The 11976-nt window shown below is 65.9% G+C and carries 10 protein-coding genes; all 10 read left to right on the forward strand.

The window, feature by feature from the left end:
• The 10 genes from FHT19_RS07925 to FHT19_RS07970 all read left to right on the forward strand — a co-directional run bounded on the left by FHT19_RS07925 (window position 1) and on the right by FHT19_RS07970 (window position 11675).
• Window positions 1-504 carry a chemotaxis protein CheW gene (locus FHT19_RS07925; protein ID WP_168555009.1) on the forward strand — a complete coding sequence of 168 codons (504 nt, stop codon included), beginning with the start codon at window positions 1-3 and terminating at the stop codon, window positions 502-504.
• Window positions 505-539: 35 nt separating this feature from the next.
• The gene (locus tag FHT19_RS07930; protein ID WP_211184751.1) at window positions 540-2207 is read left to right on the forward strand and encodes a methyl-accepting chemotaxis protein; all 1668 of its coding nucleotides are present in this window, start codon (window positions 540-542) and stop codon (window positions 2205-2207) included.
• A gap of 114 nt (window positions 2208-2321) precedes the next feature.
• Entirely contained in the window at window positions 2322-4253 is a 1932-nt protein-coding gene (locus FHT19_RS07935; RefSeq protein ID WP_169474508.1) for a methyl-accepting chemotaxis protein, read from the forward strand.
• Window positions 4250-4795: a chemotaxis protein CheW gene (locus tag FHT19_RS07940; protein ID WP_169474509.1), complete on the forward strand. Its 546-nt coding sequence runs from the start codon at window positions 4250-4252 to the stop codon at window positions 4793-4795. Before FHT19_RS07935 ends, FHT19_RS07940 begins: the two co-directional genes overlap by 4 nt.
• 74 nt (window positions 4796-4869) lie before the next feature.
• Window positions 4870-6702, forward strand: coding sequence for a methyl-accepting chemotaxis protein (locus FHT19_RS07945; RefSeq protein ID WP_169474510.1), 1833 nt, complete (start codon window positions 4870-4872; stop codon window positions 6700-6702).
• Entirely contained in the window at window positions 6699-7196 is a 498-nt protein-coding gene (locus FHT19_RS07950) for a chemotaxis protein CheW (RefSeq protein WP_169474511.1), read from the forward strand. Before FHT19_RS07945 ends, FHT19_RS07950 begins: the two co-directional genes overlap by 4 nt.
• A gap of 4 nt (window positions 7197-7200) precedes the next feature.
• Entirely contained in the window at window positions 7201-8070 is an 870-nt protein-coding gene (locus FHT19_RS07955; protein ID WP_248290314.1) for a protein-glutamate O-methyltransferase CheR, read from the forward strand.
• A 4-nt stretch (window positions 8071-8074) separates the two neighbouring features.
• A complete protein-coding gene (locus FHT19_RS07960) occupies window positions 8075-9181 on the forward strand; it encodes a chemotaxis response regulator protein-glutamate methylesterase (protein ID WP_168555015.1) in 1107 nt (368 codons plus the stop codon).
• Window positions 9182-9192: 11 nt separating this feature from the next.
• A complete protein-coding gene (locus FHT19_RS07965) occupies window positions 9193-10992 on the forward strand; it encodes a hypothetical protein (protein WP_168555016.1) in 1800 nt (599 codons plus the stop codon).
• A 50-nt stretch (window positions 10993-11042) separates the two neighbouring features.
• Window positions 11043-11675, forward strand: a complete 633-nt coding sequence (locus FHT19_RS07970; RefSeq protein ID WP_168555017.1) for a TetR/AcrR family transcriptional regulator — start codon at window positions 11043-11045, stop codon at window positions 11673-11675.
• The last annotated feature ends 301 nt before the right edge of the window (window positions 11676-11976 follow it).

The following is an 11976-nucleotide window of genomic DNA, read 5'->3' on the forward strand; positions in this document are numbered from 1 at the left end:
ATGACCGACACCCCCAAAACGCCGTGGGACGACCATGGCCAGCTTGAAGTCCTCACGTTCGACGTGGGCACCGAGCAACTGGCGATCGAAGCCACCGATATTCGCGAAATCGTCGATCTGCTGCCGGAAACACGCGTGCCCGGTGCCGCGCCGCTGGTGGCCAGCATCGTCAACTATCGTGGCAAGATCATTCCGATCGCCGATCTGCGCGTGGCGTTCGGCATGCCGATCACCCCACCCACGCCCGACAGCCGCATCGTGGTGATCGAAACGCCGATCGATGGCGAAGCGACGCATATCGGGCTGCGCACCGACAAAGTGCACGAAGTGGCGATGCTGTCGCGCAGCGACAGTTCGGAACCGCCGCAGGTGGGCCTGCGCTGGCGCCGCGAATTCGTGCGCGAATTCGTGCGTCGCGCCGACGGGGTCATCGTGCTTCCCGCCCTGGGCGCCATTTTCGACGCCACGCCAAGACAATCGAGCAGGGGCGCAGGCCATGAATGATTGCTGCCGCTCTGCCAAGGGAAAGGCCTGAAACCATGTCACTTCACGCGCTATTGACCGGATTTCCGGACCACACCCTGCACGAAATCGCCCGCGTCGAGGCCGCCATCGCATCTGGCGATCTTGACGCGCGGTTGATCGGCAACGGCGGTGGCCGCCAGGCACGCGTTCTGGCCGATGCCATCAACCACCTGCTCGACACCGCCACGCGCCCGATGGGCGAATTGACCGCCAGCGTGCGCACGATGGCGGCCGAACACGATCGTGGGGATATCGACATCGCCTTGCCGGTGGACCGCTTCAACGGCGACTTGAAGGAAGCTGCGACCGCGATCAACGACATGGTGGGCCAGCACATTGCCGTGAAGAAAAAGGCGATGGCCTGCATCAAGGCTTTCGGCCAAGGCGATTTCGATGCGCCGATCGAACAGTTTCCCGGCAAGAAGGCGTTCATCAACGACAATATCGAGGATCTGCGGCGCAACCTGCGCGAGATCACCGGCGAAATCCAGCGTCTGATCAAGGCATCGACCGCCGGGGAGCTCGAACAGCGCGGCGAAGCGCACCGCTTTGCGGGGGATTTTGCCGGCCTGGTGCGGGGCATCAACAGCATGCTCGACGCGATCCTCGTGCCCATTGCCGAGGGCAATCGCGTCCTGGCCAAAGTCAGCGACGGGGATTTGCGCGAAAAGGTGGAGATCGTCTGTGATGGCGATCACCAGCGCATGAAGAACGCGATCAACCGCCTGGTCGACAACTTGCGCGAATTTTCCAACCAGGTTGGCGAAGCGGCTGAAAACGTGTCATCCGGCAGCCAGCAACTCGCCGCCAGTTCGCAACAGGTTTCGGAAGGCGCTTCCGAGCAGGCCGCCGCAGCCGAGCAGGCCTCTTCCGCGATGGAAGAAATGGCGGCCAACATCAAGCAGAACGCCGACAACGCCGCACAGACCGAAAAGATCGCGCGGCAGTCTTCGCGCGATGCCGAAAGCTCGGGCGCGGTGGTGAACCGCGCGGTGGAAGCCATGCGCACGATCGCCGACAAGATCGGCATCGTCCAGGAAATTGCCCGGCAGACCGACCTGCTGGCACTCAACGCTGCGGTGGAAGCCGCGCGCGCCGGTGAGCACGGCAAGGGCTTTGCCGTGGTGGCCAGCGAAGTGCGCAAGCTCGCCGAACGCAGCCAGACCGCTGCATCGGAAATCGGTGCGGTTTCGGCCGACACCGTCAAGGCCGCAACGGAAGCGGGCGATATGCTCACGCGCCTGGTGCCCGATATCCGCCGCACCGCCGAGCTGATCAGCGAGATCAGCGCCGCCTGCCGTGAACAGGACATCGGCGCGGCGCAGATCAATGAAGCGATCCAGCAGCTTGACCAGGTGACCCAGCAGAACGCTGGCGCGTCTGAGGAAGTTTCGGCCACGTCGGAAGAGCTCGCCGCCCAGGCAGACGAGCTGCAGGCCAGCCTTGCGTTCTTCCAGCGGGAAGACGCCCTGCGCCAGGTTACGCGCAGCGCCAAGCGCACGGCAACGCGCACTACCTCCAGCAAACCGGTGGCGAAAGCGGTCCGCCGGCCAAGCAGGTCCGTCCCTTCCCGGCTGGGTTCGCTGGCCGACCAGCAGGCCCGATTGAAGGGTTTTGCGATCGATCTCTCGGCCGGTGGCGAGGACGACGACGACGATGACTTCAGGCAGGGCGTCGGATGATCGCCGCGATGCCCTGCGGCCACACGGCAGCCTGTTTTCCCTGACCTGAAACCGACCAACGGCGGCCCTTGCGATCTTGGCCGCACCCAGATGCAAAAGCGAGGACCCGTCGCCATGCGTGCAACAATCAAGTTGAAACTGGGGGCCACCTTCGTGGCTCTGATCCTGATGATGACGGCCATTGCCGGCCTTTCGATCAATTCCCTCGGCTCGCTCAACAGCGCCATGAGCGATGTCATCTCCGGCCCCGCTGCGCGCCTGTCGCTGGCGCAGGAGACGTCCATCGAGATGAGCAAGCTGGTGCGCTTTGAAAAGAACATGGCGCTTACCGATGATCTTGGCCTTACGCGCGATTGGAACACCCAGTCGGAAAACACCATACGCGCGATCGAAGACCTGATCGACAAGGGCGCCCAGACTTCCACCGAAGACGTGCGCCCGCTGTGGAACCGCGCCGACGAACAGTGGAACGCGCTGAAGGAAGCGAACACGCGCATGCGGGCGCTGGCCATGCAAAACGACAACGATGCTGCCGCCAAGATCTCGATCACCGATGGCCGTCGCGCTGCGGTGGAAATGGAAAAGACCTTGAGCGACATCGTGGCGGGCCAGAGCAAGGCCATGCGCGAAGCGGCAAGCCGGACGGCCTCGCTCTATGGCAGCGTGCGGACGATCGTGGTGGTCGTTACGCTGCTGGCGTTGCTGGTCGCGGTGGGTGGCGCCGTGTGGATCGGCCGCATGGTCGCGCGCGGCCTGCGCCAGATCAACGCGGCGGTCAGCACCGTTGCCGAAGGCGATCTCGATCACCTGGTCGAAATCACCTCCAACGACGAGATTGCCGAAGTCATGCGCGCGCTCAACGCCATGATCACCAACTTGCGGGCTACGGCCGACATCGCCGACGAAATCGCCCTTGGCGACCTGGAAACCCAGGTCAAGCTGCTGTCTGACCGCGACCGGCTGGGCAAGGCGCTGATCGCGATGATCGACAACATGCGGGCCGCGGCCAATGTGGCCAACAGCCTGTCGGAAGGCGACCTGACGGTGAACCACACCGCCTCGTCCGAGCGGGACCGCCTGGGCAATTCGCTGGTTTCGATGATCAACCGCCTGCGCGACGTGGTTTCGGAATCGACGGCTGCGGCGGAAAACGTCTCGGCCGGCAGCCAGCAACTGGCCGCCAGTTCGGAACAGCTTTCGCAAGGCGCGACGGAACAGGCAGCCGCGGCCGAGCAGGCCTCTGCCTCGATGGAGGAGATGGCGGCCAACATCAAGCAGAACGCCGACAACGCCGCGCAGACCGAAAAGATCGCGCGCCAGTCGTCCAAGGATGCGGAAAGCTCGGGCGTGGTGGTCAACCGCGCGGTCGATGCGATGCGCACGATCGCCGAGAAGATCGGCATCGTCCAGGAAATCGCCCGGCAGACCGACCTGCTCGCGCTGAATGCCGCGGTCGAGGCCGCGCGTGCGGGCGAACACGGCAAGGGCTTTGCCGTGGTGGCCAGCGAAGTGCGCAAGCTGGCCGAACGCAGCCAGACCGCCGCATCGGAAATCGTGGCGGTGTCGTCGGACACGGTGAAGGCTGCCGCCGAAGCGGGTGAAATGCTGGGCAAGCTGGTGCCCGATATTCGCCGCACCGCCGAGCTGATCAGCGAGATCAGCGCTGCCTGCCGCGAACAGGACATCGGCGCCACGCAAATCAACGAGGCGATCCAGCAACTCGACAAGGTGACGCAGCAGAACGCCGGCGCTTCCGAACAGATTTCGGCCACGTCGGAAGAACTTGCCGCCCAGGCCGAAGAGCTTCAAGCCAGCATCGCCTATTTCCGCATCGAGGAACATGGCCGCGCGGCGGGGCGCGCGACTGCGCCCAAGCCTTTGGCCAAGGCGGCCAAGACCGCAGCGCGCACGCCCAAGGGCCCGGTGCGCAAGGGGCGTCCCGGCTCGATCGCCGAGCAGAAGGCCCGCCTCAAGGGCTTTGCCCTGGACATGGCGCCTGGCAGCGCCGACGAAGACGACGCTGATTTCGGCCAGGCTGCAGCATGACCGCGCCCGCCCCTTGCGCCACGCTCGCCCGCGATGATCTCCAGGTCGTGACGTTCGGCCTGGGGCGGGAAGTCTTTGCCGTGCCGGTCGTGCTGGTGCGCGAAATCCTCGATTACCAGGCACCCAGCCACGTGCCCGGCGGCCCGGCCCATTTCCTGGGCCTGACCGACGTGCGCGGGCTGGGCGTGCCCACCGTGGATTTCCGCCGCCGCCTGGGCTTGCCACCGGCCGAGCCCACGCTGGCCACGCGGATCATCATCCTGGACGTGCCGCTGCCCGATCGCACCCTGGCGCTGGGCATCGTCATCGACCGCGTGCTCGCCGTCGTCACGCTTTCGGGCGAACGGATCGAGCCGGCACCCGACATCGGCACGGAATGGAGCGCACAGTTCGTCCACGGCGTGGTTCGCGATGCCGACGGTTTCGTGGTGGTGCTGGATCTGCCGCGCATCTTTGCGGGCGAAGATCCGGTGCTGGCCAACCCGCCCATTTCCCCCGGGGACGCCGATAGCGGGAGGCTGCCCATGTCCGTGTTGACCTGAAAGGCGCCAGGCCGCCCGTCGATCCGCGAGCGCCACCAGACCGAATTGCCCCCAACAGCTTCAGGGGAATAGCCATGCGTCCCACTATCAAGATCAAACTGGCGGCTACCTTTGCCGTTCTCATCATCGTCATGGCGGCCGTGATCGGCCTGTCGATCAGCCGCCTCAACACGCTCAATTCCGCGATCACCGAGGTGATCGCCGGCCCGGTCGTGCGCCTCAGCCTGGCGCAGGAAGAAGTGATCGAGGTCAACCGCCTGTTGCGCCGTGAAAAGAACATGGCCCTGACTTCCGACCTTGCCCTGACCGCCAAGTTCAACACCGAATCCGATGCCACAGTCCAAAAGATCGAGGGAATCCTGGCCAAGGGCACCGAGCTTGCCAGCGAAGAAGGCAAGCCGTTCTGGGCCAAGCTCGCGCAGCAGTGGCAGGTGCTCAAGGATGCCAACCGCCGCATGCGCGCGCTGGCCATGGAAAACCGCAACGAAGAAGCCGGAAGGCTTTCCATCACCGAATCCCGCACCGCGGCCTCGGCGATGGAAGACACGCTGGAGCAGCTGGTGCAGATCCAGCAGAAGCAGATGAAAAAGGCGGATTCGGATACCAACGATCTCTATAATGCGGCGCGCGCGCTGCTGATCGCGGCGGGGGTGATTGCCCTGCTCATCGCGCTTGCCGGGGCGTATTGGATCGGCCGGGTCGTTTCGCGTGGCCTGGGCAAGATCACCAGCGTGGTCGACGCGGTGGCAGTGGGCGACCTTGACGTGACAGTAACGGCCGACAGCGACGACGAGATCGCCGACCTGATCGCCCTGGTCAACCAGATGACCGCCAACTTGCGCAAGACGGCCGAACTCGCCGACCTGATCGCCAATGGCGACCTGACGGTGAACCATGTTGCCCTGTCGGAGCGTGACAGGCTGGGCCTGGCGCTGGTGGCCATGATCGATCGCCTGCGCGACGTGGTATCGGATGCCAGCGCGGCTTCGGAAAATGTTTCGGCCGGCAGCCAGCAACTCGCCGCCAGCTCGGAACAGGTCTCGCAAGGCGCGACCGAGCAGGCCGCCGCGGCCGAGCAGGCCTCTGCCTCGATGGAAGAGATGGCGGCGAACATCAAGCAGAACGCCGACAACGCCGCGCAGACCGAAAAGATCGCGCGCCAGTCGTCCAAGGATGCAGAAGCCTCGGGCGTGGTGGTCAACCGCGCGGTGGAAGCCATGCGCACGATCGCCGACAAGATCGGTATCGTCCAGGAAATCGCCCGGCAGACCGACCTGCTCGCGCTGAATGCCGCGGTCGAGGCCGCGCGTGCGGGCGAACACGGCAAGGGCTTTGCCGTGGTGGCCAGCGAAGTGCGCAAGCTGGCCGAGCGTAGCCAGACCGCCGCATCGGAAATCGGCGCCGTCTCTTCCGACACGGTCAAGGCCGCGGCCGAAGCGGGCGAGATGTTGACCCGCCTGGTGCCCGATATTCGCCGCACCGCCGAGCTGATCAGCGAGATCAGCGCTGCCTGCCGCGAACAGGACATCGGTGCAGCCCAGATCAACGAGGCGATCCAGCAGCTTGACCAGGTGACGCAGCAGAACGCTGGCGCCTCCGAAGAGATTTCGGCCACCTCGGAAGAACTCGCCGCCCAGGCCGAGGAACTGCAGGCCAGCATCTCGTACTTCAAGGTGGATGCCAATGCCCGCCCGGCCGTGCGTGCCGCCGCGCCTGCGGCCAAGCACAAGCCTCATGCCGCCAAGCCCGCCAAGGCCAAGGCCACAGCGGCGAAACCGGCAGCCCGCAAAGGCGCGCGCCCTGGCTCGATCGGAGACCAGCAGGCACGCCTCAAGGGCTTTGCCATCGACATGACCGCTGGCGCCGCCGACGAAGACGACGCCGATTTCGGCCAGGCCGTGGCATGACCGCGCCCGCCCCTTGCGCCACGCTCGCCCGCGATGATCTCCAGGTCGTGACGTTCGGCCTGGGGCGGGAAGTCTTTGCCGTGCCGGTCGTGCTGGTGCGCGAAATCCTCGATTACCAGGCACCCAGCCACGTGCCCGGCGGCCCGGCCCATTTCCTGGGCCTGACCGACGTGCGCGGGCTGGGCGTGCCCACCGTGGATTTCCGCCGCCGCCTGGGCCTGCCACCGGCCGAGCCCACGCTGGCCACGCGGATCATCATCCTGGACGTGCCGCTGCCCGATCGCACCCTGGCGCTGGGCATTGTCATCGACCGCGTGCTCGCCGTCAGCACGCTGTCGGGCGAGCGGATCGAGCCGGCACCCGATATCGGCACGGGATGGCGCGCGGAATTTGTCGATGGCGTGGTGCGCGAGGCGGAGGGCTTTGTCGTCATCCTGGATGTGGCGCGCATTTTCGGCAGCGAAGACAGCGTTGTGGCGCAAGCGGAGTATTGATCACGTGGCCTCGTCCCCCCTTGCAACCATCCCCCTGGCGCCGCCCGGCACCAACGATGGCATCACGCCGCGCACGTTCAAGCACCTGTCCACTTTCATCTATGACCAGTGCGGCATCCGCATGCCCGCCGCCAAGCAGACCATGGTGGAAGGCCGCCTGCGCCGCCGCGCGCGGGCGCTGGAATTCGACACGCTGGAAGCCTATTGCCGCTTCGTCCTGGGCGAAGGCGCGGACAGCGACGAAGTGGTCCACCTGATCAACGCGGTGACCACCAACAAGACCGATTTCTTTCGCGAACCGCGCCATTTCGAATACCTGGGCCGAACGATCCTGCCCGCGATGGCGGCCAAGCGGCGCCAACTGATACGCGCGTGGAGCGCGGCGTGCTCCACCGGTGCGGAGCCCTATACCATCGCCATGGTCATGGAGGATTTCGCACAGAACAACGGCGGCCCCGATTATGCGATCCTTGCCACCGACCTCGATACCAACGTGCTCGCCACCGCGCGCAAGGGCATCTACCCCCGCGACATGATCGAGGCCGTGCCGGCAACGCTGCGCCAGCGCTTCGTCGGCATGGGCCAGGGGGCACGCGGCAACGAGGCGCGGATCCATCACCGGCTGCGGGCCAAGGTCGGTTTCGCCCAGCTCAACCTGATGGAACAGGCCTATGCCATCGGCCATCCGGTTGACCTGATCTTTTGCCGCAACGTGCTGATCTATTTCGACAAGCCAACGCAGAAGCAAGTGGTGACACGGCTGATCGATTGCCTTGCGCCGGGTGGCTACCTGTTCGTGGGCCATTCGGAATCGATCGCCGGGTTCGATCTGCCGCTGACCTCTGTCGGCAATACGATATTCCAAAGGAGATAGACCGATGCCGGCTCGAAGAATCCGCGTCCTGGTCATCGACGACAGCGCCAGCGTGCGCCAGACCATGAAGGCGATCCTCGAAGAAGATCCCGAACTGGAAGTGGTGGCCACCGCGGCCGATCCCTTTGCCGCGGCGCGCCATATCCAGGAGCAGGTGCCCGACGTGATCACGCTGGATGTGGAAATGCCGCGCATGGATGGCATCACGTTCCTGCGCAAGCTGATGCAGCAATGCCCGGTTCCCGTGGTCATGTGCTCCTCGTTGACCGAGGAAGGCTCGGAAACCTTGCTCGAAGCGATGCATGCCGGCGCGGTGGACGTCATCCTCAAGCCGCGCATGGGCGTGGCCGATCATCTTTCCGAAAGCCGGCTGATGATCCGCGACACGGTCAAGGCCGCGGCGCGCGCCAAGGTGCGGCCGGGCGGGCGTGGCGGCGCGAGGTCGGCGCCGGCGCTGGGCACCCAGCCCAAATTGACGGCCGATGCCGTTCTGCCGCCCCCGCCCAGCCGTGCACCGGGCAGCAAGGCGATGAGCCGCACCACCGAGATGGTCGTCTGCGTCGGCGCGTCTACCGGCGGGACCGAGGCCTTGCGCGAAGTGCTGGAAGCCTTGCCGGCCAATGCACCGGGCATCGTCATCGTCCAGCACATGCCCGAGCACTTCACCCGCGCCTTTGCCCGCCGGCTCGATGGGCTGTGCGCGGTGACGGTGAAGGAAGCCGAAGATGGCGACACGGTGATGCGCGGCCACGTCCTGATCGCGCCGGGCGGCAAGCACATGCTGCTTGAACGCCAGGGCGCGCGCTATCTCGTATCGGTGCGCGATGGGCCGTTGGTCAGCCGCCACCGGCCTTCGGTGGACGTGCTGTTCCGCTCTGCCGCGCGTTGCGCCGGATCGAATGCGGTGGGCATCATCATGACCGGGATGGGTGATGACGGCGCACGCGGCTTGCTGGAAATGAAGCAGGCCGGCGCGCGCACGATGGCCCAGGACGAAGCGACGTCGGTGGTGTTCGGGATGCCCAAGGAAGCGATTGCGCGCGACGCGGCCGACAAGATCGTGCCACTGGGGGCCATCGCCCAGGAACTGTTGCAGGCCACGGCCCGGTAAGGAGAGCCGCGATGCAGGCAGAACCCGTGATGCACCCCATGACAGAAAGCCAGCCACCGCCGGCCGATGGCGCGCTGACCGCGCCGCTGCGCCTGCGCCTGGCAGACATCCTCCATGGGCTGGATGATCACTTCACCCGCATCGGCACTACGCTGGAACGCACGGTGGAGGCGATCTCTGCCGTGGTGGGCACGCTGGGGCAGATCAGCGCGGCGCTGGGTGCCAGCGACGGCACCGGGGCGGTCGGCAACCTGACGCGCGCCGCCAAGCGCCTCTATCGCGTGGCAGAGCAGGCCAACCGGCGCGCCGAACAGGTGGGCCATATCCGCGCCGTTTCGGCCCGACTGACGGCGCAGATCCACGATCTGCAGCGCACGCTCGAAGCGCTCAAGATCTATGGCATGAACGTCAAGATCGCGGCCGGGGGCGCGCGCGATTTCGTCGATTTCGCCGATCTGATGGCGCAGAAGCTGGATATGGGCAAAGCCGATGCCGCTGGTTTCGACGGCCGCCTGGCCGAACTGGAACGGGGCGTTGCCAGCATGCTGCGTTCGGATTCCCGCCTGGTCAGCGAATGCGCGCGCGTGGTGCCGCAAGTCCCCGACCGTTTGATCCGCGACGCCGAGGCACTGCAGACCCACCAGGACAGCCTGGCCGCCATGGCGCGCACCACCGGCGAGATCGCCGCGACGATCCAGACCAAAGTGGCGGCCGTGCTGGGGGCGATCCAGATCGGCGACATTGCGCGCCAGCGGTTGGAACACGTGCTGGCCGGATGCGAAATGCTCGACGCACACCTGGGCGGCCGCGCGCCGGCCAATCCGGCAGAGGAAGCGGCCTGTCACCACCTGCTTGCCCTGCTGCATGCGCAGTTGGAAGAGACGGCGATCGATTTCCGCCGCGAAACGCTGGTGCTGGTCGATTCGCTCCACGATCTGGAGCCGGAGGCCAACCGCCTGCTGGCGCTCCAGGCCCCGCACGAGCAACCCGCGCAGGGCGAAGGCGCCGAAGAGGATGGCCGCACCGCACGCGAGGCCGCGTTCCTGCGCGAGTTGGAGGGTGGCATTGCCGAGGCGACCGCGATGATTGGCCAGTTGCAGGAAGCCGATGCCCAGGCCGAACAGACCCTGGAACTGATCATCACCACGGTGGAAGACCTGATGGCCCGCGCCGCCATGATCCGCCACTTGCGCGTGGACGTGCAGTTGATGGCGATCAACATCGGTCTTTCGTGCCGCCGCGTCGAGGCGATCGGCCGGCCGATGACGGTCATCGCCAACGAAATCCGCAGCCATGCCGAAACGCTTGATGGGGCCGTCACGCATATCAACGCGGCTGCGAGCGACCTGAGCAATTGTTCCGCCGCGATGCGCGGCACCGATCGCTCCGGCGAAACCGGCACCGGCGACGAACTGGCGCAGTCGCTGGCGATGATCCGGCAGGGCGCCCAGCGCACCGAACAGGCGATCGCCGTGGCGGGGAAGCAGAGCGACACGATCGCCACGATGCTGCGCAAGACGCGCGACGAACTGGAAGTGAGCCTGGATCTGGCCAAGACGATCGAGGTGATCGCGGTGCGCACGGCCGATCTGGCCGGCACTGGCGGCCGCCAGGACGCCGGCGCGCATGCCGCCATCGCGGGCCTGATGGGCGCGCTTGGGCAGATCTACACCATGGCCAGCGAGCGCGTGGTGCACGATCGCTTCCTGCTGGAAGGCATGGCCCCCTTGACCAGCAGCGAACCCGCGCAAGGCTTTGGTCCATCGGGCGGTGATGATGACGATGCCCTGTTCGACGATGCGTTGTTCTGATTGCCGCGCTCGCTGGACCTGAGGCAAGGCCTGTCTATAGTCCTGCAGTGATGAGCCTGACCGAGACACCCATCCAGCGCGTCGATGCCGGCAATCCAGGCCGGGGCCGTCCGCGCCAGTTCGATCCCGATGCTGCGCTGCTTGCAGCACTGCGTGTGTTCTGGACCCGGGGCTATGACGGCGCCTCGCTTTCGGAACTGACCGAAGCCATGGGCATCACCCGGCCCAGCCTCTATGCCTGTTTCGGCAACAAGGAAGCTTTGTTTCGCAAGGCCTTGGACCTTTATGAGCGGGACAAGCTGGCGTTCGTGAGAGAAGCGCTGGGCGCACCGACCGCGCGCGGCGTGATGGAAGCGCTGCTGGGCGATGCACTGACGATGCTGGCCGGCCGCGATTCCGGCCGCGCCTGTTTCGGCGTGATGAATGCCGTGGCATCGACGACCTATGACGAATCGATGCGGCGCGAAGTCATTGCGCGACGCTCTGCCTACGAACAGGCCATTCTCGATCGCTTCGTTCGCGCCGAGGCCGAGGGCGATTTCCCCGGCTACAGCGCGCCGTCGCTGGCCGCCCATTGCCTTTGCATCTTGAGCGGCATGAGCGTTCAAGCCAGCGCCGGCGCCGATGCCGCGCGGCTTCACGCCATTGCGGAAACGGCCCTGTCGCTCTGGCCGGGACGATGACTGCCCCACATACGTTTGCAATACCGCTCGGTATATAAAGCGGTTGACGCCGCTCCGCCCGCTTTCTATACCAATTGGTATTGAAAGCCTTGGGCCCAGCCGGCACCCCCCCTTAAGCCGGCCTCCCCCCTCCCCGCGGCCCACCAAGGGCTTTCATGGTGCGACGCGTCCCCTGCGCGTCGGTCAAGGACTGCTGCTGCGTGTCTTGTCCCAAGGCCGCCGGCAGGGCCTGGCCCCGGTTTCGTCGATGCGCGTTCGTGCCCGCCTACGCGCCTCGACGGAACCGGTTCGGCACCACTGC

Origin of the sequence: Novosphingobium sp. SG919, from assembly GCF_012932495.1 — a bacterium.
Taxonomy (GTDB): domain Bacteria; phylum Pseudomonadota; class Alphaproteobacteria; order Sphingomonadales; family Sphingomonadaceae; genus Novosphingobium; species Novosphingobium rhizosphaerae.